The organism is Streptomyces sp. B1866, from assembly GCF_031932565.1.
Lineage (GTDB): Bacteria > Actinomycetota > Actinomycetes > Streptomycetales > Streptomycetaceae > Streptomyces.
The window spans coordinates 34,084-55,297 of record NZ_JAVSCF010000010.1 but is presented as its reverse complement, the minus strand read 5'-3'; the positions used below and the strand labels follow the sequence as shown (position 1 = coordinate 55,297).

General features: G+C 71.1%; 16 protein-coding genes, 3 tRNA genes and 1 pseudogene. 17 read left to right on the top strand and 3 right to left on the bottom strand.

The annotated features are described in order from the left end of the window. Window positions 1-1,018, bottom strand: a pseudogene (locus RKE29_RS03555) (hypothetical protein); the annotation flags it as partial. A 250-nt stretch (window positions 1,019-1,268) separates the two neighbouring features. Here RKE29_RS03555 and RKE29_RS03550 point away from each other — a divergent pair. The 6 genes from RKE29_RS03550 to RKE29_RS03525 all read left to right on the top strand — a co-directional run bounded on the left by RKE29_RS03550 (window position 1,269) and on the right by RKE29_RS03525 (window position 4,198). Continuing rightward, window positions 1,269-1,341 (top strand) — tRNA-Thr (locus RKE29_RS03550). A gap of 56 nt (window positions 1,342-1,397) precedes the next feature. Beyond that, window positions 1,398-1,470 (top strand) — tRNA-Met (locus RKE29_RS03545). Window positions 1,471-1,554: 84 nt separating this feature from the next. Then, window positions 1,555-1,719 (top strand): 50S ribosomal protein L33, encoded by a 165-nt coding sequence (gene rpmG, locus RKE29_RS03540; protein ID WP_018385553.1) that lies wholly within the window; start codon window positions 1,555-1,557, stop codon window positions 1,717-1,719. A 253-nt stretch (window positions 1,720-1,972) separates the two neighbouring features. Beyond that, complete coding sequence (locus tag RKE29_RS03535; protein ID WP_312003517.1) at window positions 1,973-2,470, top strand: MaoC family dehydratase N-terminal domain-containing protein; 498 nt, start codon at window positions 1,973-1,975, stop codon at window positions 2,468-2,470. Continuing rightward, window positions 2,467-2,901, top strand: coding sequence for a MaoC family dehydratase (locus RKE29_RS03530; protein ID WP_312003516.1), 435 nt, complete (start codon window positions 2,467-2,469; stop codon window positions 2,899-2,901). The genes RKE29_RS03535 and RKE29_RS03530 overlap by 4 nt, the downstream gene beginning before the upstream one ends. A gap of 241 nt (window positions 2,902-3,142) precedes the next feature. Beyond that, window positions 3,143-4,198, top strand: a complete 1,056-nt coding sequence (locus RKE29_RS03525; protein WP_312003515.1) for a UDP-N-acetylmuramate dehydrogenase — start codon at window positions 3,143-3,145, stop codon at window positions 4,196-4,198. Between the two features lie 129 nt (window positions 4,199-4,327). On the opposite strand, the gene RKE29_RS03520 is transcribed toward RKE29_RS03525, so the two are convergent. Together RKE29_RS03520 and RKE29_RS03515 are read right to left on the bottom strand one after the other, a co-directional pair. After that, on the bottom strand, window positions 4,328-5,353 hold the full coding sequence (locus tag RKE29_RS03520) for an adenosine deaminase (protein ID WP_312003514.1): 1,026 nt from the start codon (window positions 5,351-5,353) through the stop codon (window positions 4,328-4,330). 253 nt (window positions 5,354-5,606) lie between these two features. After that, window positions 5,607-6,854, bottom strand: a complete 1,248-nt coding sequence (locus tag RKE29_RS03515) for a pyridoxal phosphate-dependent aminotransferase (RefSeq protein WP_312003513.1) — start codon at window positions 6,852-6,854, stop codon at window positions 5,607-5,609. Between the two features lie 406 nt (window positions 6,855-7,260). Between RKE29_RS03515 and RKE29_RS03510 the strand changes: the two genes are divergently transcribed. The 11 genes from RKE29_RS03510 (at window position 7,261) to rpsG (ending at window position 21,211) form a co-directional block, all read left to right on the top strand. After that, window positions 7,261-7,333: transfer RNA gene (locus tag RKE29_RS03510), tRNA-Trp, on the top strand. A 109-nt stretch (window positions 7,334-7,442) separates the two neighbouring features. Beyond that, complete coding sequence (gene secE, locus RKE29_RS03505; RefSeq protein ID WP_312003512.1) at window positions 7,443-7,733, top strand: preprotein translocase subunit SecE; 291 nt, start codon at window positions 7,443-7,445, stop codon at window positions 7,731-7,733. Between the two features lie 77 nt (window positions 7,734-7,810). Then, window positions 7,811-8,665 (top strand): transcription termination/antitermination protein NusG, encoded by an 855-nt coding sequence (nusG, locus tag RKE29_RS03500; RefSeq protein ID WP_312003511.1) that lies wholly within the window; start codon window positions 7,811-7,813, stop codon window positions 8,663-8,665. A gap of 146 nt (window positions 8,666-8,811) precedes the next feature. Next, window positions 8,812-9,246, top strand: coding sequence for a 50S ribosomal protein L11 (rplK, locus tag RKE29_RS03495; RefSeq protein ID WP_312003510.1), 435 nt, complete (start codon window positions 8,812-8,814; stop codon window positions 9,244-9,246). Window positions 9,247-9,338: 92 nt separating this feature from the next. Continuing rightward, the gene (gene rplA / locus RKE29_RS03490; protein ID WP_312003509.1) at window positions 9,339-10,055 is read left to right on the top strand and encodes a 50S ribosomal protein L1; all 717 of its coding nucleotides are present in this window, start codon (window positions 9,339-9,341) and stop codon (window positions 10,053-10,055) included. 504 nt (window positions 10,056-10,559) lie between these two features. Beyond that, window positions 10,560-11,123 (top strand): 50S ribosomal protein L10, encoded by a 564-nt coding sequence (gene rplJ, locus RKE29_RS03485; RefSeq protein ID WP_312003508.1) that lies wholly within the window; start codon window positions 10,560-10,562, stop codon window positions 11,121-11,123. A 240-nt stretch (window positions 11,124-11,363) separates the two neighbouring features. Then, window positions 11,364-11,753 (top strand): 50S ribosomal protein L7/L12, encoded by a 390-nt coding sequence (gene rplL, locus RKE29_RS03480; RefSeq protein WP_312003507.1) that lies wholly within the window; start codon window positions 11,364-11,366, stop codon window positions 11,751-11,753. Between the two features lie 606 nt (window positions 11,754-12,359). Continuing rightward, window positions 12,360-15,842, top strand: coding sequence for a DNA-directed RNA polymerase subunit beta (rpoB, locus tag RKE29_RS03475; RefSeq protein WP_312003506.1), 3,483 nt, complete (start codon window positions 12,360-12,362; stop codon window positions 15,840-15,842). Window positions 15,843-15,970: 128 nt separating this feature from the next. After that, on the top strand, window positions 15,971-19,888 hold the full coding sequence (locus RKE29_RS03470) for a DNA-directed RNA polymerase subunit beta' (RefSeq protein ID WP_312003505.1): 3,918 nt from the start codon (window positions 15,971-15,973) through the stop codon (window positions 19,886-19,888). A 478-nt stretch (window positions 19,889-20,366) separates the two neighbouring features. After that, on the top strand, window positions 20,367-20,738 hold the full coding sequence (gene rpsL / locus RKE29_RS03465; RefSeq protein WP_003948652.1) for a 30S ribosomal protein S12: 372 nt from the start codon (window positions 20,367-20,369) through the stop codon (window positions 20,736-20,738). A gap of 2 nt (window positions 20,739-20,740) precedes the next feature. Continuing rightward, window positions 20,741-21,211 carry a 30S ribosomal protein S7 gene (gene rpsG, locus RKE29_RS03460; RefSeq protein ID WP_312003504.1) on the top strand — a complete coding sequence of 157 codons (471 nt, stop codon included), beginning with the start codon at window positions 20,741-20,743 and terminating at the stop codon, window positions 21,209-21,211. Window positions 21,212-21,214: the final 3 nt, after the last annotated feature.

Here is a 21,214-nt window from a genome sequence, read left to right as displayed (position 1 = left end):
GCGCGCCGGGCGCGCCGCGCTCCTCCAGGCCGCCGCAGTCGCCCTGCGGCAGGCACACCACCGTCACGCCCGCGGCCGCGAGCTGGTCGGCCGCGCGGGCCGCCACGTCGTGCGGCAGCCGGGACAGGCCGCCGCACGGGCCGATCGCCACGCCCGGCCGCAGGCCCCCGGCCATCGCGGCGAGCCGGGCCAGCCGCGCCGGGTCGTCGCCGTCGGTGTGCAGGTCGACCGGGCAGCCGTGTTCGGCCGCCACGCCCAGCACGGCCTCGACGTGGCCCGTCGGGTCCGGGTCCAGGTCCGGGCGGCCGCCGACGACGTGCGCGCCCATCTTCACCGCCTCCCGCAGCATCGCGAGGCCCTCCGCGCCCGCCGCCCCGGTCAGCACCCGGGGCACGGCGACGGCCGTCAGGTCGGTGAGCCCGCGCAGCGCCCGCCCGGCCTCCAGCACCGCCTCCAGCGCCCGCAGGCCCTGCACCCCGCCGATCGCCACGTGCCCGCGCAGCGCCGTCGAGCCGTGGCCCAGGTGCAGCAGCGCGGCCTCGGTGGCGCGGCGCTGGACGTCCTGGGGCCCGTACGGCACCGGGCCGCGCAGGTCGGCGGTCAGGGCGGTGTCGCAGTGCGCGTGCGGCTCGGCGGGGGCGGGCAGCAGCAGGTAGCCGTCCAGGTCGACGCGCGGCCCCGGCGCCAGGCTGCCCGTCGTGCCGACCGCCTCGATGCGCCCGCCGCACAGCCGTACGTCCACCGTGCGGCCGTCGGCCAGCCGGGCGCCGCCGAGCACCAGCGCGGCGCCGCCGCCGCGCGCCGCGCCGCCGCCCGCGCCGTGGCGGCCGGACCCGTCGGGTGCCGGGGCGCCGGGGGAGCCGGAACGGCCGCGGTACCGCGGGTGACCGGAAGCCTCCGGCTCCGCCGCGGACCCGGGGGACCCGGCGCGGCCGGGGACTCCGGGGAGGCCGGGGCCGTCTGAGTCGCCGTCACCGGGAGGCTGGTGCGGCTGGCGCCGCGGCTGGCTGTCGGGCATCCCACTCCTGGTGATCACGAGACTGGTCGGCCGGGTGCGGCGCGCGGGAGGCGCGGAGGGGCGCGGGGCGGTGCGCTCACGCCCAAGATCACCCCACATGTCCGAGCCTAGGACGCGCGGCGGGCACGCGCGGGGCGGCTTCGCGGGTGAGCCGAATAGTCATACCGGTGTGGTGCGTGGGGATGGCGGTGCGCCGGGCCCGCTATCGATTTCACGTTTGGGCGGCCAGCGTGTAATGTCTTCACCGCTCGCCCCAATAGCTCAGTCGGCAGAGCGTCTCCATGGTAAGGAGAAGGTCTACGGTTCGATTCCGTATTGGGGCTCTGATGTATGAGGTGTGCCGTCCGGCCTGTCGCCGGGCGGCTATCACTCGCATCGCAGCGGTGTAGCTCAGTCGGTAGAGCAAGCGGCTCATAATCGCTGTGTCACCGGTTCGAGTCCGGTCACCGCTACCGTCAGTAGCCGATGGTGGGGTCGGTCCTTCTATCGGCTACTCTGCATGCTTTCGTCCATCCGTTCGTCAAGGAGCACTGAACGTGGCTGCCACCGACGTCCGCCCGAAGATCACGCTGGCCTGCGTGGAGTGCAAGGAGCGGAACTACATCACCAAGAAGAACCGGCGTAACAACCCGGACCGCCTTGAGCTGAAGAAGCACTGCCCGCGCTGCAAGGCCCACACCGCGCACCGCGAGACGCGCTGACCCCGGCTTTTCTTCGAGGCCGCCCCCGCAGCGGGGGCGGCCTCGTTTGATTCGGCCGCCCGGGACCGCTGATCCGGCCGTCCAGGACCGCCCGCGACAGCCAGGACCGCCCGGGGCCGTGCCGGCGCCCCTTTCCGCGCGGCCCGGGCCCGCACCGGCGGCCCACCACCCGGCCCTGGCGAGATTCCGCCGCCCCCGCTCGCCGTACGTCCACCCGCACACCCGTACGTCACCCGCAGGAGGTGCCGGCCCCATGGCCCTCGACCAGTCCTTCGTGGGACGGTCCTATCCGCCCACCGCCCCGTACGAGGTGGGCCGGGAGAAGATCCGCGAGTTCGCGGAGGCGATCGGCGACACGAATCCGGCCTACACCGACCCCGAGGCGGCCAGGGCGCTCGGCCACCCCGACGTGATCGGCCCGCCGACCTTCGTCTTCATCATCACCTTCAAGGCGGCGTCGGAGCAGGTCATCCGCGACCCGGAGCTGGGCCTGGACTACGACCGCGTGGTCCACGGCGACCAGCAGTTCGCGTACGTGCGCCCGGTGCGCGCCGGGGACGTGCTGACCGTCACCTGCACCATTGACTCCATCAAGTCGCTGGCGGGCCACGAGGTGCTCGCCGTGCGCGGCGAGGTGCGGGACGCGGCCGGCGAACTCGTCGTGACGTCCTTCACGACGCTGGTCGCCCGGGCCGCCGACCACGACGAAAACGCCCCACAGCCGCGGGAGACGCAGGAGGCGAGCCGATGACCGCGCAGGTGAGGTACGCCGACGTCGAGCCGGGCACCGAGCTGCCCGGCCAGGTCTTCCCCGTCGACCGGGCCCGCCTGGTGCGGTACGCGGGCGCGTCGGGCGACTTCAACCCGATCCACTGGAACGAGCGGTTCGCGCGCGAGGTCGGCCTGCCCGACGTCATCGCGCACGGCATGTTCACCATGGCCGAGGCCGTGCGCGTGGTGACCGACTGGACCGGCGACCCGGCCGCCCTCGTCGAGTACGGGGTGCGCTTCACCAAGCCCGTCGTCGTCCCCGACGACGACAAGGGCGCGCTCATCGAGGTCACGGGCAAGGTCGCCGCCAAGCTGGACGACGAGGCCCGTACGGTCCGCGTCGACCTCACCGCGACCAGCGGCGGCCAGCGGGTGCTCGGCAGGGCGCGCGCCGTGGTCCGCCTCGCCTGAGAGCCCGCCGCTCGCCCCCGCGCCGCCCGGAGCGGCCTCTTCCGCCTCCTCCGGCCCCCCGCTGGGCCTCCCGTCCCCGCGCGCCGCACCGCCGCGCCCGGGGGCGGCCGTACGGGGCCGGGCAGGCGGGCCACAGGCGAGGCCCGTACAGGCGGCCGTACGCGACGCCCTCCCGCGCGGGATCGCGGTACGGGCGGCCGCGCGCCGGGGACTGTCACAGGGCCCCGTTAGATTGGTGCCCGTGCAGGAACTCCACGGCGCCCCCCTCGCCCCGCTGACCACCCTCCGCCTCGGCGGCCCGGCCGACCGCCTGGTCACGGCCACCACCGACGACGAGGTGGCCGACGCCGTCCGGGAGGCCGACGCGGCCGGCACCCCGCTGCTCGTCGTCGGCGGCGGCAGCAACCTGGTCGTCGCCGACCAGGGCTTTCCCGGCACCGCCCTGCGCGTCGCCACCCGCGGCTTCCGCCTGGACGGCACCCGCCTGGAGCTGGCCGCCGGGGAGAACTGGTCCGACGCCGTGGCCCGCACCGTCGAGGCGGGCCTCGCCGGGATCGAGTGCCTGGCCGGAATCCCCGGCTCCGCCGGCGCGACGCCGATTCAGAACGTCGGCGCGTACGGCCAGGAGGTCTCCGCCACCCTCACCGAGGTCGTCGCCTACGACCGCCGCGCCCGCGAGACCGTGACCATCCAGGCCGCCGACTGCGGCCTGTCCTACCGGCACAGCCGCTTCAAGGCCGACCCCGGCCGGCACGTGGTGCTGCGCGTGCGCTTCGCGCTGGAGGACGCCGGCGGCCTGTCCGCGCCCGTGCGGTACGCGGAGGTGGCCCGGGCCCTCGGCGTCGCCACCGGCGAGCGCGTCCCGGCCGCCACCGCCCGGGACACCGTGCTGAAGCTGCGCGCGGGCAAGGGCATGGTGCTCGACCCGGAGGACCACGACACCTGGTCGGCCGGGTCCTTCTTCACCAACCCGGTGCTCACCGACGCCGAGTACGCCGCCTTCCTCGCCCGCGTCGCCGACCGCCTCGGCCCGGAGGCCGCCCCGCCCGCCTACCCGGCCGGGGAGGGCCGCGTGAAGACCTCCGCCGCCTGGCTGATCGACAAGGCGGGCTTCCCGCGCGGGTACGGCTCCGGCCCGGCCCGCATCTCCACCAAGCACACCCTCGCGCTCACCAACCGCGGCGGGGCCACCACCGCCGACCTGCTCGCCCTGGCCCGCGAGGTGGTCGCCGGGGTGGCGGACGCCTTCGGCGTGGCGCTCGTCAACGAGCCGGTGCTGGTCGGGGCCGCCCTCTAAGGCGCCGAGCAGGCCGAGCCCGCGAGCAGGCCGAGCCCGCGGAGCCCGCGAGCACGCCCCGGGCACGGCGCGGTCGCCCGCGTCGGGGCGTACGGCCGTACGGGCCGTACGGCCTCGCGCGCGGACGCGCTACGGCGCCGCCGCGAGCCACCCGTCGATGCCCGCCAGCAGCCGCCGCCGCACGTCCTCCGGGGCCCGCGACGCGCGTACCGACTGCCGCGCGAGGTCGGCCAGCTCGGCGTCCGTGAAGCCGTGGTGCTCGCGCGCCAGCTCGTACTGCGCCGCCAGCCGGGAGCCGAACAGCAGCGGGTCGTCGGCGCCGAGCGCGATCGGCACCCCGGCCTCGTAGAGGGTGCGCAGCGGCACGTCCTCCGGCTTGTCGTACACCCCGAGCGCCACGTTCGAGGCCGGGCAGACCTCGCAGGTCACGCCCTGGTCGGCGAGCCTGCGCAGCAGCTGCGGGTCCTCCGCCGCGCGCACCCCGTGGCCCACCCGCCGCGCGCCGAGGTCGTCCAGGCAGTCGCGCACGCTGCCGGGCCCGGCCAGCTCGCCGCCGTGCGGCGCCGCGATCAGCCCGCCGTGCCGGGCGATGGCGAAGGCCCGGTCGAAGTCGCGGGCCAGGCCCCGGCGCTCGTCGTTGGACAGGCCGAAGCCGACGACGCCCCGGTCGGCGAAGCGCACCGCGAGCCGGGCCAGGGTGCGGGCCTCCAGCGGGTGCTTCACGCGGTTGGCGGCGACCAGGACCCCTATGCCGAGCCCGGTGTCCCGGGAGGCGCGCTCGGCCGCGTCCAGGATGATCTCCAGCGTGGGGATGAGACCGCCCAGCCGGGTGGCGTACGAGGAGGGGTCCACCTGGATCTCCAGCCACCCGGAGCCGTCCCGGACGTCCTCCTCGGCGGCCTCGCGCACCAGCCGCTGGATGTCCTCCGGACGGCGTACGCAGGACCGCGCGATGTCGTACAGCCGCTGGAAGCGGAACCAGCCGCGCTCGTCGGTGGCCCGCAGCCGGGGAGGCTCGCCGCCGCTGAGCGCGTCCGGCAGCCGCACGCCGTACCCGGCGGCGAGTCCGAGCAGGGTGCCGGGGCGCATGGACCCGGTGAAGTGCAGGTGCAGGTGGGCCTTTGGCAGCAGTCTGATGTCGCGAACGCGTCCCATCCGCAGATCCTGCCGCATTTCTCCGGCGGCCTGGTAGGGGGGTTTGCGTCACGGGCCGGCCCCGTCACACGGCGGTCCCGGCCACAAGCGGAAGCTTCCCGCCACCGAGGTCCCGGCACGGAAGACCCCCGCCGCCGAAGACCTCCGCCGAAGACCCCCGCGGAAGGTCCCGCCACGGACGGGCCGGGGCCCCGCCGCCGGCCGGGAAGGCCCGGCGGCGGGGCCCCGGTGACGCCGCTTCGCCGCGCGGCCGCTACGGGCGCGCCTCGCCCAGCAGCTTCTGGAGCCGCGACACGCCCTCGACCAGGTCCTCGTCGCCCAGCGCGTACGACAGCCGCAGGTAGCCAGGCGTGCCGAAGGCCTCGCCCGGGACGACCGCGACCTCGGCCTCCTCCAGGATCAGGGCGGCCAGCTCCACCGAACTCTGCGGCCGCTTGCCGCGGATCTCCCGGCCGATCAGCTTCTTGACCGACGGGTAGGCGTAGAAGGCGCCCTCCGGCTCCGGGCACTCCACGCCGTCGATCTCGTTCAGCATGCGCACGATCGTGCGCCGGCGGCGGTCGAACGCCTCCCGCATGGCGGCGACGGCGTCCAGGTCGCCGGAGACGGCGGCGATCGCCGCGACCTGCGCCACGTTGCTCACGTTCGAGGTGGCGTGGGACTGGAGGTTGGTGGCGGCCTTGACCACGTCCTGCGGGCCGATCACCCACCCCACCCGCCAGCCGGTCATCGCGTAGGTCTTGGCCACGCCGTTGACCACGACGCACTTGTCGCGCAGCTCGGGCACGACCACCGGCAGGGACGCGAAGACCGCGTCGCCGTACACCAGGTGCTCGTAGATCTCGTCCGTCAGCACCCACAGGCCGTGCTCGGCGGCCCAGCGCCCCACAGCCTCGATCTGCTCGCGCGTGTAGACCGCGCCGGTCGGGTTCGACGGCGAGACGAACACCAGCACCTTGGTGCGCTCGGTACGGGCCGCCTCCAACTGCTCGACCGACACCCGGTAGCCGGTCGTCTCGTCCGCGACGACGTCCACCGGCACGCCGCCCGCCAGGCGGATCGACTCCGGATAGGTGGTCCAGTACGGGGCGGGCACGATGACCTCGTCACCCGGGTCCAGGATGGCGGCGAACGCCTCGTAGATCGCCTGCTTGCCGCCGTTGGTCACCAGGATCTGCGACGGCTGCACCTCGTAGCCGGAGTCGCGCAGCGTCTTGGCGGCGATCGCGGCCTTCAGCTCGGGCAGGCCGCCGGCGGGCGTGTAGCGGTGGTACTTCGGGTCCCGGCACGCCGCCACCGCCGCTTCGACGATGTAGTCCGGCGTGGGGAAGTCCGGCTCGCCCGCGCCGAAGCCGATCACCGGCCGACCGGCCGCCTTGAGGGCCTTGGCCTTGGCGTCGACGGCGAGCGTGGCGGATTCGGCGATCGACCCGATACGGGCGGACACCCTGCGCTCGGTCGGGGACTGTACGGGTGGGGTACCTGGGGTAGCAGCGGTCATGGGTGCATCGTGGCAGACGGCGCGGCGCGCCGGTACACCGACCGCTACACCGGTTCGCAGGCTTTTCGCCGGGTTGCCGCGCCGCCGCCGCGGGCGCCGGTCCGGCCCGCGCCGGAGCGCCCCGGAGCGGGAGCCGGAGCGCGCGCCGGAGTAGAAGTAGGAGCAGAAGCAGCGGCAGAAGCAGCACGGGAGCAGGGCGTGGGTCGGAGCACGCGCCGGAGCGTACGGCCGGCCGCGGGGACCGCCGGACGCCACCGGGCGGGGCCCGATTCGGCGCCGTCGGCGGCTACGCGTTCGACGCCCGCCGCCGGACCACGTACACTCATCGGTCGTTGGCCTCGCGTCCACATGCCTCGCCCACCCCGCGCGGTCGGGCGGATGCGGTAGGTTGGACTGCGAGCCGCAAAGGGTCGTAGCTCAATTGGTAGAGCACTGGTCTCCAAAACCAGCGGTTGGGGGTTCAAGTCCCTCCGGCCCTGCTCACGCACCTTCTCGTCAAGGTGCGTGGCTTCTCGTACGTACGAAACAGCACTGCTGTGCGGCCGGGCCGGACGCGGCACGGCCACGACCGGATTCAGGTGAGGACGAGTGACGGAAGCCCTGGGCTCCACCGCGACGCCTGAAAGTGGTCGTCCCGAGGACGAGGCACCCGCCAGGAAGGGCCGCCGCGGCGGCAGGCGCGGCAAGAAGGGGCCTCTGGGCAGGCTCGCCCTGTTCTACCGGCAGATCGTCGCGGAGCTGCGCAAGGTCGTCTGGCCCAGCCGCGGTCAGCTGTCGACGTACACCACCGTGGTGATCGTCTTCGTGTTGATCATGATCGGCCTTGTAACCTTGATTGACTACGGATTCAACCACGCCGTCGATTACATCTTCGGCTGAGCGACCTCGCGGAGGGTGCGGCCGGGGCCGTGTCCTCCGCCCGTTCCACCCCTTGAAGCCAGGAAGAAGCAGCCACCGTGTCTGACCCGAACCTGAACGACGCCGCCGAGCCCGCCGAGTCCCGCGAGGACGAGCTCGACATCGTCGAGGCGGCGGACGCCGTGGACCCCGACCAGGCGGCGGACGCCGGCACCGGGGCGGACGAGCAGCCGGAGGAGGCCGCCGTCCCCGCGGCGGAGACCGGCGAGCAGACCGGCGATACCGAAGACGAGACAGGCGAGACCGCCGAGGCCGCCGAGGAGCCGGCGGAGCCCGCCGACCCGATCGCCGCCCTGCGCGACGAGCTGAGCGCGCTGCCCGGCGAGTGGTACGTCATCCACACCTACGCCGGCTACGAGAACCGCGTGAAGACCAACCTGGAGCAGCGCGCGGTCTCCCTGAACGTCGAGGACTACATCTTCCAGGCCGAGGTGCCGCAGGAGGAGGTCGTCCAGATCAAGAACGGCGACCGCCGCACCGTCCGGCAGAACAAGCTCCCCGGCTACGTGCTGGTCCGCATGGAGCTGACGAACGAGTCGTGGGGCGTGGTGCGCAACACCCCGGGCGTCACCGGCTTCGTCGGGAACGCGTACGACCCGTACCCGCTGACCCTGGACGAGATCGTGAAGATGCTCGCCCCGGAGGCCGAGGCCAAGGCCGCCAAGGCCGCCGCCGAGGAGGCCGGGCTGCCCGCGCCGAGCCGCAAGGTCGAGGTCCAGGTGCTGGACTTCGAGGTGGGCGACTCGGTCACGGTCACCGACGGCCCGTTCGCGACCCTCCAGGCGACGATCAACGAGATCAACCCCGACTCGAAGAAGGTCAAGGGGCTCGTGGAGATCTTCGGCCGGGAGACGCCGGTCGAGCTGAGCTTCGACCAGATCCAGAAGAACTGACCGGACGGGCCGACAGGCGCTCGCGGTCCGCCCGGCCTGTCTGACCCGGTCGGTTTCAGGCCGCATGACGATACCCGGTATCGTTGCGCGGTATGCCTGTGCCCGGAGAGCAACCGGGCAAAGACCCGAACGAAGGACCCGGCAGCATGCCTCCCAAGAAGAAGAAGGTCACGGGGCTGATCAAGCTCCAGATCCAGGCCGGCGCCGCCAACCCGGCCCCGCCGGTCGGCCCGGCGCTGGGCCAGCACGGCGTCAACATCATGGAGTTCTGCAAGGCCTACAACGCGGCGACCGAGTCGCAGCGCGGCATGGTCGTGCCGGTGGAGATCACGGTCTACGAGGACCGTTCCTTCACCTTCGTCACCAAGACGCCGCCGGCCGCCAAGCTGATCCTCAAGGCCGCGGGCGTGGAGAAGGGCTCCGGCGAGCCGCACAAGACCAAGGTCGCCAAGATCACCCGCGACCAGGTGCGCGAGATCGCGAACACCAAGATGCCCGACCTGAACGCGAACGACCTGGACGCCGCCGAGAAGATCATCGCCGGCACCGCCCGGTCGATGGGCATCACCGTCGAGGGCTGAGCGCCTGCCGTACCCGACGGCACGCTCGGCAATGTGGCAGGGCCGGCGCTGGCCCGTCCACCACGACTCCATCCACACCCACAGGAGCAGCAGTGAAGCGCAGCAAGTCCCTCCGCGGCGCGGACTCCAAGATCGACCGGGAGCGGTTGTACGCCCCGCTGGAGGCCGTCCGGCTCGCCAAGGAGACCTCCACCACGAAGTTCGACGCGACCGTCGAGGTCGCCATGCGCCTGGGCGTCGACCCGCGCAAGGCCGACCAGATGGTGCGCGGCACCGTGAACCTGCCGCACGGCACCGGCAAGACCGCCCGGGTCCTGGTCTTCGCGACCGGTGACCGTGCCGCGGCCGCGGAGGCCGCGGGGGCCGACATCGTCGGCTCCGACGAACTGATCGACGAGGTGTCCAAGGGCCGCCTGGACTTCGACGCCGTCGTCGCCACGCCCGAGCTGATGGGCAAGGTCGGCCGCCTGGGCCGGGTGCTCGGCCCGCGCGGTCTGATGCCGAACCCGAAGACCGGCACGGTCACGCCGGACGTGGCCAAGGCCGTCACGGAGATCAAGGGCGGCAAGATCGAGTTCCGCGTCGACAAGCACTCCAACCTGCACTTCATCATCGGCAAGGTCTCCTTCGACGAGACGAAGCTGGTGGAGAACTACGCCGCGGCGCTGGAGGAGATCACCCGCCTCAAGCCGTCCGCCGCGAAGGGCCGCTACATCAAGAAGGCGACCATCACCACGACGATGGGCCCCGGCATCCCGGTGGACCCCAACCGCACCCGCAACCTCCTGGCGGAGGAAGCGCTCGTCTGACCTGGTACGGCCCCGTACGGCGGCCGGAACAGACGGCTCCCGGGCCGGGCCCCGCGCGTCCCCTGCGGATGCGCGCGGGCCCGGCCCGTCGCCGTCTCCCGGCCGCTCCGCCGGGGCCCGCCGCGCCGGTCGATTTGCCCGTCGGCGCGGGCGTCGCGTACGCTTCGGTACGAAGCCAATGACCGCTGGTTGTCGTCAGGTGTCCGTACGGGCACGAAGGCGGCCGAAGGTCCGCGAACCGCGGACGGCCCGCGCAGGTGAGTGGTGGTACTCCCGACGGACGCTTCCGTGCGAACAGCACGAGGTCCGGTCGGTCGAGTCGCGCCCCGAGCCTCGCGCCGGGGCGTTTTTTCGTGGCCTGTCGTGTGCGGCCCGCCGACGCGGGCCGGGCGAGGCGTTCATCCCTTCGGGCGTTTCCTCCCGGGCTCTGGGCCCGGGCGTTCTCCCTCCGGGCGGTCCTTGGTGTTCGTTTGGGCAACATCACCCGGAAGGAGGCCGAGGCTCATGGCGAGGCCCGACAAGGCCGCAGCCGTCGAGGAGATCACGGACCGGTTCCGTAACTCCAACGCCGCTGTGGTGACGGCGTACACCGGTCTCACCGTCGCGCAGCTCAAGAAGCTGCGCCGTTCGCTCGGTGAGAACGCGTCGTACCGTGTGGTGAAGAACACGCTGACCAAGATCGCGGCCAACAGGGCCGGGATCAGCGAGCTGGACGACCTGTTCGCGGGTTCGTCGGCCGTCGCCTTCGTCACCGGTGACCCGGTCGAGGCGGCGAAGGGCCTGCGCGACTTCGCCAAGGAGAACCCCGCCCTCGTCATCAAGGGCGGCGTGCTCGACGGCAAGGCGCTGTCCGCCGACGAGATCAACAAGCTCGCGGACCTGGAGTCCCGCGAGGTGCTGCTGGCCAAGCTGGCCGGCGGCATGAAGGCGTCCATCGCGAAGGCCGCGGCGACCTTCCAGGCGCCGATCTCGGAGTTCGTCCGCACTGTGGACGCGCTGCGGGAGAAGGTCGAGCAGCAGGGCGGCGCCGGCGCGCCGGCGGCCGCCGAGGCCGAGGCAGCGGAGTAGCACCACCAGTGGCACGGCGTACGGACGTGGTGGCGGCCGGGGCACCCCGCAGGGGGTAACCGGCAGTAATCAGATCCGTGGGCCGGGCCGCGGCGGGGCCGCCCGCGCGGCCGTGCCGACCAGCCGCGGAAAGGCCGCCGAACAGCCGGCCAGGCGACCGCCCGACGGCACACCCCAACCAGTACATCCGGCATACCGGACACATCCGGCACCTGCCGATCGAGTGGAAGGACCGCCACCATGGCGAACCTCACGACCGAAGAGCTGCTCGAGCACTTCGAGGGCCTGACCCTTCTCCAGCTGTCCGAGTTCGTCAAGGCGTTCGAGGAGCGCTTCGACGTCAAGGCCGCCGCCCCGGTCGCCGCCGTGGCCGCCGCTCCGGGCGGGGGCGCCGGCGAGGCCGCCGCCGCCGAGGAGAAGGACGAGTTCGACGTCGTCCTCACCGGCGCCGGCGAGAAGAAGATCCAGGTCATCAAGGTCGTGCGCGAGCTGACCTCGCTGGGTCTGAAGGAGGCCAAGGACCTGGTCGACGGCGCGCCGAAGCCGGTTCTGGAGAAGGTCAACAAGGAGCAGGCCGACAAGGCCGCCGAGTCCCTCAAGGGCGCCGGCGCCTCCGTCGAGGTCAAGTAGTTCCCCCACCGGGCCGCCCGCCCGGCGTGTCGCACGCCGGGCCGGCCGGTTCCGGCGAGCGCGCAAGGGCGATCACCCGACCGGGTGGTCGCCCTTCGGCGCTCCGGTGACGGATACGGCGCCAGCGGCATGGACGCGGGTAGGGTGATCTTCGCCGCACGTCGCCACACCCTGTGACGATCTCCCCCGGGCGGGGGCCTTGACGAACGGCACGCAGCGCGCAATTCTCAGGACGCGACGTCACACCGATCCACAAAATCCGAGGCATGGATCGCTGATGAAGCGGGCAGTATCGATATGCGCTTCGAGCGCGCGGCGTGACGCAGGCAAGCACAGCAGCAGACGACACCGACGACGAGGGGCGGCTCCCCCTCCTGGGAGGGAGAGATTGGCGCTGCCGGTCTCCGGGACTGTGCTCTGGACATCAGTGTGCCAAGTGGCTACACTGACCCTTTGCGCTGCCTGTTAGCTGCTCCCTGCCCGTCACCAGGGGCATACCTACCTGGAATACTGCCGGATGAAACGCCCTGATCAGGCATTTCTCCTGGTGTCCCCGGTGGGACCGGCACGCGCGTAGTGAGTCCGAGCCCTCGGAAGGACCCCCTCTTGGCCGCCTCGCGCACCGCCTCGAATGCCAATACGACCAACGGCGCCAGCACCGCCCCGCTGCGCATCTCCTTTGCGAAGATCAAGGAGCCCCTGGAGGTTCCCAACCTTCTTGCGCTGCAAACCGAGAGCTTCGACTGGCTGCTCGGCAATGCCGCCTGGAAGGCTCGTGTCGAGGCCGCGCTGGACAGTGGTCAGGACGTCCCCACCAAGTCCGGTCTGGAGGAGATCTTCGAGGAGATCTCGCCGATCGAGGACTTCTCCGGGTCCATGTCCCTGACCTTCCGCGATCACCGCTTCGAGCCCCCGAAGAACTCGATCGACGAGTGCAAGGAGCGCGACTTCACCTACGCGGCGCCGCTCTTCGTCACCGCGGAGTTCACCAACAACGAGACCGGCGAGATCAAGTCCCAGACGGTCTTCATGGGCGACTTCCCGCTCATGACCAACAAGGGCACCTTCGTGATCAACGGCACCGAGCGTGTCGTGGTCTCGCAGCTCGTCCGGTCGCCGGGCGTCTACTTCGACAGCCAGATCGACAAGACGTCCGACAAGGACATCTTCTCCGCCCGGATCATCCCGTCCCGGGGCGCCTGGCTGGAGATGGAGATCGACAAGCGCGACATGGTCGGCGTGCGCATCGACCGCAAGCGCAAGCAGTCCGTCACCGTGCTGCTCAAGGCCCTCGGCTGGACCACCGAGCGGATCCTGGAGGAGTTCGGCGAGTACGAGTCGATGCGCGCCACCCTGGAGAAGGACCACACCCAGGGCCAGGACGACGCGCTGCTGGACATCTACCGCAAGCTGCGCCCGGGCGAGCCGCCGACCCGCGAGGCCGCGCAGACGCTGCTGGAGAACCTGTACTTCAACCCCAAGCGCTACGACCTGGCCAAGGTCGGCCGCTACAAGGTCAACAAGAAGCTGGGCGCCGACCAGCCGCTGGACGCGGGCGTGCTCACCGACGAGGACGTCATTGCGACCATCAAGTACCTGGTCAAGCTGCACGCGGGCGAGACCGAGACGGTCGGCATGAACGGCCAGCGCATCGTGGTCGAGACCGACGACATCGACCACTTCGGCAACCGCCGCCTGCGCAACGTCGGCGAGCTGATCCAGAACCAGGTCCGCACCGGCCTCGCCCGCATGGAGCGCGTGGTCCGCGAGCGGATGACGACCCAGGACGTCGAGGCCATCACGCCGCAGACCCTGATCAACATCCGGCCGGTCGTCGCCTCCATCAAGGAGTTCTTCGGCACCAGCCAGCTCTCCCAGTTCATGGACCAGACCAACCCGCTGTCGGGCCTGACCCACAAGCGCCGCCTGTCGGCGCTGGGCCCCGGCGGTCTGTCCCGTGAGCGGGCGGGCTTCGAGGTCCGCGACGTGCACCCCTCGCACTACGGTCGCATGTGCCCGATCGAGACCCCCGAGGGCCCGAACATCGGTCTGATCGGCTCGCTGGCCACCTACGGCCGGGTCAACGCGTTCGGCTTCGTGGAGACCCCGTACCGCAAGGTCGAGGGCGGCGTGGTCACCGAGAGGGTCAACTTCCTCACCGCCGACGAGGAGGACCGGTACGTCATCGCCCAGGCGAACGCGCCGCTGACGGAGGACAACCGCTTCGCCGAGGACCGCGTCCTGGTCCGCCGCCGCGGCGGTGAGATCGACTACATCGTCGGCGACGAGGTGGACTACATGGACGTCTCGCCGCGCCAGATGGTGTCGGTCGCGACCGCCATGATCCCCTTCCTGGAGCACGACGACGCCAACCGCGCCCTCATGGGCTCGAACATGATGCGCCAGGCCGTGCCGCTGATCAAGGCGGAGTCCCCGCTGGTCGGCACCGGCATGGAGTACCGCTGCGCGGTCGACGCCGGCGACGTGATCAAGGCCGAGAAGGACGGCGTGGTCCAGGAGGTCTCCGCCGACTACGTGACGGTGGCCAACGACGACGGCACGTACACCACGTACCGCGTGGCCAAGTTCAACCGCTCCAACCAGGGCACCTCCTTCAACCAGAAGGTCGTCGTGGACGAGGGCGCGCGCGTGATCGCCGGGCAGGTGCTCGCCGACGGCCCGTCCACCGAGGACGGCGAGATGGCGCTCGGCAAGAACCTGCTGGTGGCGTTCATGCCGTGGGAGGGCCACAACTACGAGGACGCGATCATCCTCAGCCAGCGCCTGGTGCAGGACGACGTGCTGTCCTCGATCCACATCGAGGAGCACGAGGTCGACGCCCGGGACACCAAGCTGGGCCCGGAGGAGATCACCCGCGACATCCCGAACGTGTCCGAGGAGGTCCTGGCCGACCTCGACGAGCGCGGCATCATCCGTATCGGCGCCGAGGTCATCGCCGGGGACATCCTGGTCGGCAAGGTCACCCCGAAGGGCGAGACCGAGCTGACCCCGGAGGAGCGGCTGCTGCGCGCGATCTTCGGCGAGAAGGCCCGCGAGGTCCGCGACACCTCGCTGAAGGTGCCGCACGGCGAGACCGGCAAGGTCATCGGCGTGCGCGTCTTCGACCGCGAGGAGGGCGACGAGCTGCCGCCCGGCGTGAACCAGCTGGTCCGCGTCTACGTGGCGCAGAAGCGCAAGATCACCGACGGCGACAAGCTCGCCGGCCGGCACGGCAACAAGGGCGTCATCTCCAAGATCCTGCCCGTCGAGGACATGCCGTTCCTGGAGGACGGCACCCCGGTGGACATCATCCTGAACCCCCTGGGCGTCCCCTCCCGGATGAACCCCGGCCAGGTCCTGGAGATCCACCTCGGCTGGCTGGCCTCCCAGGGCTGGAAGGTCGAGGGCGACGAGGAGTGGATGCGGCGGCTGAAGGCCATCGGCGCCGACGACGTCGCACCCGGCACCAACGTGGCCACCCCGGTCTTCGACGGCGCCCGCGAGGACGAGATCGCCGGCCTGTTCGAGGCCACCCTGCCCAACCGCGACGGCGAGCGCATGGTGCTCCCGTCCGGCAAGGCCAGGCTGTTCGACGGCCGCTCCGGCGAGCCGTTCCCGGACCCGATCTCGGTCGGGTACATGTACATCCTCAAGCTGCACCACCTGGTGGACGACAAGCTGCACGCCCGCTCCACCGGCCCGTACTCGATGATCACCCAGCAGCCGCTGGGCGGCAAGGCGCAGTTCGGCGGCCAGCGGTTCGGCGAGATGGAGGTGTGGGCGCTGGAGGCGTACGGCGCCGCCTACGCCCTCCAGGAGCTGCTGACCATCAAGTCCGACGACGTCACCGGCCGCGTCAAGGTCTACGAGGCGATCGTCAAGGGCGAGAACATCCCGGAGCCGGGCATCCCCGAGTCCTTCAAGGTGCTCATCAAGGAGATGCAGTCCCTGTGCCTCAACGTGGAGGTGCTGTCCAGCGACGGCATGTCCATCGAGATGCGGGACACCGACGAGGACGTCTTCCGCGCCGCGGAGGAGCTCGGAATCGACCTGTCCCGGCGGGAGCCGAGCAGCGTCGAAGAGGTCTGACGGGTCTGGCCGGGGCTTCACCCCCGTAACGCCCCGGCCGTCCCCGGACCCCCAGTCAGACCACTAGCGCCCACCACTCGCGACGAACCCGCGAGGGGCACGAAACCCGAAAGAGGGATTGACGACCAGTGCTCGACGTCAACTTCTTCGACGAGCTGCGCATCGGCCTCGCCACCGCTGACGACATCCGCCAGTGGTCCCACGGTGAGGTCAAGAAGCCGGAGACCATCAACTACCGCACCCTCAAGCCCGAGAAGGACGGCCTCTTCTGCGAGAAGATCTTCGGCCCCACCCGGGACTGGGAGTGCTACTGCGGCAAGTACAAGCGTGTCCGCTTCAAGGGCATCATCTGCGAGCGGTGCGGCGTGGAGGTCACCCGCGCCAAGGTGCGCCGTGAGCGGATGGGCCACATCGAGCTGGCCGCGCCGGTCACCCACATCTGGTACTTCAAGGGCGTGCCCAGCCGCCTGGGCTACCTCCTCGACCTCGCCCCGAAGGACCTGGAGAAGGTCATCTACTTCGCCGCCTACATGATCACGTGGGTGGACGAGGAGCGCCGCACGCGCGACCTGCCCTCGCTGGAGGCGCACGTCTCCGTCGAGCGCCAGCAGATCGAGCAGCGCCGCGACGCCGACCTGGAGGCCCGCGCCAAGAAGCTGGAGGCGGACCTCGCCGAGTTGGAGGCCGAGGGCGCCAAGACCGACGTGCGCCGCAAGGTGCGCGACGGCGCCGAGCGGGAGATGAAGCAGCTGCGCGACCGCGCCCAGCGCGAGATCGACCGGCTGGACGAGGTGTGGAGCCGCTTCAAGAACCTCAAGGTCCAGGACCTGGAGGGCGACGAGCTGCTCTACCGCGAGCTGCGCGACCGGTTCGGCACGTACTTCCAGGGCGGCATGGGCGCCGCGGCGCTCCAGAAGCGCCTGGAGTCCTTCGACCTGGACGAGGAGGCGGAGAAGCTCCGCGACATCATCCGCACCGGCAAGGGCCAGAAGAAGACCCGTGCCCTGAAGCGGCTGAAGGTCGTCTCCGCGTTCCTCCAGACCCGCAACAGCCCCAACGGCATGGTGCTGGACTGCATCCCGGTCATCCCGCCGGACCTGCGTCCGATGGTGCAGCTCGACGGCGGCCGCTTCGCGACCTCCGACCTCAACGACCTGTACCGCCGCGTCATCAACCGCAACAACCGCCTCAAGCGGCTGCTCGACCTCGGCGCGCCCGAGATCATCGTCAACAACGAGAAGCGGATGCTCCAGGAGGCCGTCGACGCGCTGTTCGACAACGGCCGCCGTGGCCGGCCGGTCACCGGCCCGGGCAACCGTCCGCTGAAGTCGCTGTCCGACATGCTCAAGGGCAAGCAGGGCCGCTTCCGCCAGAACCTGCTCGGCAAGCGCGTCGACTACTCCGCCCGCTCGGTGATCGTGGTCGGCCCGCAGCTGAAGCTGCACCAGTGCGGCCTGCCCAAGGCCATGGCGCTGGAGCTGTTCAAGCCGTTCGTGATGAAGCGCCTGGTGGACCTCAACCACGCGCAGAACATCAAGTCGGCCAAGCGCATGGTCGAGCGCGGCCGCACGGTCGTGTACGACGTGCTGGAAGAGGTCATCGCCGAGCACCCGGTGCTGCTCAACCGCGCGCCGACGCTGCACCGCCTGGGCATCCAGGCGTTCGAGCCGCAGCTGGTGGAGGGCAAGGCCATCCAGATCCACCCGCTGGTGTGCACCGCGTTCAACGCGGACTTCGACGGCGACCAGATGGCGGTGCACCTGCCGCTGTCCGCCGAGGCCCAGGCCGAGGCCCGCATCCTCATGCTGTCCTCGAACAACATCCTCAAGCCGGCCGACGGCCGGCCGGTGACCATGCCCACCCAGGACATGGTGCTGGGCCTGTTCTTCCTCACCAGCGACGAGGAGGAGCGCGAGGTCAAGGGCGAGGGGCGGACCTTCTCCTCGGTCGCCGAGGCGATCATGGCCTTCGACGCCCGCGAGCTGTCGCTCCAGGCGAAGGTCAACATCCGCTTCCCGCTGGGCACCGTGCCGCCGCGCGGCTGGACCCCGCCGGCCGGCGAGGGCGAGGGCGCGTATCCCACCGGCGAGGGCGACTGGCAGCCCGGTGACAGCTTCACCCTGCGCACCACCCTGGGCCGGGCGCTGTTCAACGAGCTGCTGCCCGAGGACTACCCGTTCGTCGACTACTCGGTGGGCAAGAAGCAGCTCTCCGAGATCGTCAACGACCTCGCCGAGCGCTACCCCAAGGTCATCGTCGCGGCGACGCTGGACAACCTGAAGGCGGCCGGCTTCCACTGGGCCACCCGCTCCGGCGTCACCGTCTCGATCTCCGACGTGGTCGTGCCGGAGGCCAAGAAGGGGATCATCGCGTCGTACGAGGCCCAGGACGAGAAGGTCCAGAAGCAGTACGAGCGCGGTCTGATCACCAAGGACGAGCGCACCCAGGAGCTGATCGCGATCTGGACGAAGGCGACCAACGAGGTCGCCGAGGCCATGACCGCGAACTTCCCGAAGACCAACCCGATCTTCATGATGGTCAACTCGGGCGCGCGCGGAAACATGATGCAGATGCGGCAGATCGCGGGCATGCGCGGTCTGGTGTCCAACGCCAAGAACGAGACCATCCCGCGGCCGATCAAGGCGTCGTTCCGCGAGGGCCTGTCCGTGCTGGAGTACTTCATCTCCACCCACGGCGCCCGCAAGGGTCTGGCGGACACCGCGCTGCGCACCGCCGACTCCGGCTACCTGACCCGCCGCCTGGTGGACGTCTCGCAGGACGTGATCATCCGCGAGGAGGACTGCGGCACCGACCGCGGTCTGAAGCTGGCGATCGCCGAGCGGGGCGCCGACGGCGTGCTGCGCAAGGCGGACAACGTCGAGACCAGCGTGTACGCGCGCTGCCTCGCCGAGGACATCGTCGTGGACGGCAAGGTGCTGGCCCCGGCCGGCACCGACCTCGGCGACGTGCTCATCGACGAGCTGGTGCGGCACGGCGTGGCGACGGTCAAGACCCGCTCGGTGCTCACCTGCGAGTCCGGCGTCGGCACCTGCGCCATGTGCTACGGCCGGTCGCTGGCCACCGGCAAGCTGGTCGACATCGGCGAGGCGGTCGGCATCATCGCCGCCCAGTCCATCGGCGAGCCCGGCACCCAGCTGACGATGCGCACCTTCCACACCGGTGGTGTGGCCGGTGACGACATCACCCAGGGTCTGCCGCGTGTGGTCGAGCTGTTCGAGGCCCGTACGCCCAAGGGTGTCGCGCCGATCTCGGAGGCGGCCGGACGGGTCCGCATCGAGGAGACCGAGAAGACCAAGAAGCTCGTCGTCACCCCCGACGACGGCTCGGACGAGACGGCGTACGGCGTCTCCAAGCGCGCCCGGCTGCTGGTCGGCGAGGGCGACCACGTCGAGGTGGGCCAGGCGCTCACGGTCGGCGCGGTCAACCCGCACGACGTGCTGCGCATCCTCGGCCAGCGGGCCGTGCAGGTCCACCTGGTCGGCGAGGTGCAGAAGGTCTACAACTCGCAGGGCGTGTCGATCCACGACAAGCACATCGAGATCATCATCCGGCAGATGCTGCGCCGCGTGACGATCATCGAGTCGGGCGACGCCGAGCTGCTGCCCGGCGAGCTGGTGGAGCGCTCGCGGTTCGAGATCGAGAACCGCCGCGTGGTCCAGGAGGGCGGCCACCCGGCCTCCGGCCGCCCGCAGCTCATGGGCATCACCAAGGCGTCGCTGGCCACCGAGTCGTGGCTGTCGGCGGCGTCCTTCCAGGAGACGACCCGGGTGCTCACCGACGCGGCGATCAACGCCAAGTCGGACTCGCTGATCGGCCTCAAGGAGAACGTGATCATCGGTAAGCTCATCCCGGCCGGTACGGGCCTGGCCCGGTACCGCAACATCCGGGTGGAGCCGACCGAGGAGGCGAAGGCCGCGATGTACTCGGCCGTCGGCTACGACGACATCGACTACTCGCCCTTCGGCACGGGCTCCGGCCAGGCGGTCCCGCTGGAGGACTACGACTACGGTCCGTACAACCAGTAGGGCGCTCCCGCGCGGCCCGCGGGGCGGCTTCCCACCGGGAGGCCGCCCCGCGGCGCGTCCAGCCGTACGGGCCCGTACCCCACGCCTGGGCGCGGGTGGCCCGCGACACGCCCGGGACGGCCGTGCGCGGATGCCGGGCGGCGGCGCGGCGCACCTCGGGCCGACGGGCCCGGGATGCGGACAAGGAGCAGGTCAGAGCGTGGATGACCGGCCGCGGCGGCCTGGCCCGTCGCGGCAGGCCGCAATGGTTTTGACCGGAGTCCATGAGGTAGGTACGCTCAGACCTTGTGCCTGGGGTGTGCCCGGGTCCTTGTGCGTGCAGTCGTCCGCACGGGACGCCGAGGCGTCGGCCGCCGATCCCGTTGCACCTCTCCCGCCCGACGGGGGCGGTGCCGGTTCTGCGACACACCCGACCGCGTGGGTCGGTGAAACCCCAGGTTAGCTTTACCGAGACTGGCACACAGAAACCGGAGATACGGTGCCTACGATCCAGCAGTTGGTCCGCAAGGGCCGACAGGACAAGGTCGAGAAGAACAAGACGCCTGCCCTGGAGGGTTCGCCCCAGCGGCGCGGCGTCTGCACGCGCGTGTTCACGACCACCCCGAAGAAGCCGAACTCGGCCCTGCGTAAGGTCGCGCGTGTGCGTCTGACCAGTGGCATCGAGGTCACCGCGTACATCCCGGGTGAGGGCCACAACCTGCAGGAGCACTCCATCGTGCTCGTGCGTGGCGGTCGTGTGAAGGACCTGCCGGGTGTTCGCTACAAGATCATCCGCGGTTCGCTGGACACCCAGGGTGTCAAGAACCGCAAGCAGGCCCGCAGCCGGTACGGCGCCAAGAAGGAGAAGTAAGCATGCCTCGCAAGGGCCCCGCCCCGAAGCGGCCGGTCATCGTCGACCCGGTCTACAACTCTCCTCTGGTGACGTCCCTGATCAACAAGGTGCTGCTGAACGGCAAGCGCTCCACCGCCGAGCGCATCGTCTACGGTGCCATGGAGGGCCTGCGGGACAAGACCGGCAACGACCCGGTCATCACGCTCAAGCGCGCCCTGGAGAACGTCAAGCCGACCATCGAGGTCAAGTCGCGCCGTGTCGGTGGCGCCACCTACCAGGTCCCGGTCGAGGTCCGCACGAGCCGGCAGTCCACCCTGGCGCTGCGCTGGCTGGTGGGCTACTCCCGCGCGCGCCGCGAGAAGACCATGACCGAGCGCCTGATGAACGAGCTGCTGGACGCCAGCAACGGCCTGGGGGCCTCCGTCAAGCGGCGTGAGGACACCCACAAGATGGCCGAGTCCAACAAGGCCTTCGCGCACTACCGCTGGTAGTCG

What these genes read in the sequence shown, in the direction of transcription:
- RKE29_RS03520 (WP_312003514.1), bottom strand. Translation starts at nt 5,353, where the DNA reads ATGGGACGCGTTCGCGACATCAGACTGCTGCCAAAGGCCCACCTGCAC.
- rpsG (WP_312003504.1), top strand. Translation starts at nt 20,741, where the DNA reads ATGCCTCGCAAGGGCCCCGCCCCGAAGCGGCCGGTCATCGTCGACCCG.
- RKE29_RS03515 (WP_312003513.1), bottom strand. Translation starts at nt 6,854, where the DNA reads ATGACCGCTGCTACCCCAGGTACCCCACCCGTACAGTCCCCGACCGAG.
- rplK (WP_312003510.1), top strand. Translation starts at nt 8,812, where the DNA reads ATGCCTCCCAAGAAGAAGAAGGTCACGGGGCTGATCAAGCTCCAGATC.
- rplJ (WP_312003508.1), top strand. Translation starts at nt 10,560, where the DNA reads ATGGCGAGGCCCGACAAGGCCGCAGCCGTCGAGGAGATCACGGACCGG.
- RKE29_RS03530 (WP_312003516.1), top strand. Translation starts at nt 2,467, where the DNA reads ATGACCGCGCAGGTGAGGTACGCCGACGTCGAGCCGGGCACCGAGCTG.
- RKE29_RS03535 (WP_312003517.1), top strand. Translation starts at nt 1,973, where the DNA reads ATGGCCCTCGACCAGTCCTTCGTGGGACGGTCCTATCCGCCCACCGCC.
- rplL (WP_312003507.1), top strand. Translation starts at nt 11,364, where the DNA reads ATGGCGAACCTCACGACCGAAGAGCTGCTCGAGCACTTCGAGGGCCTG.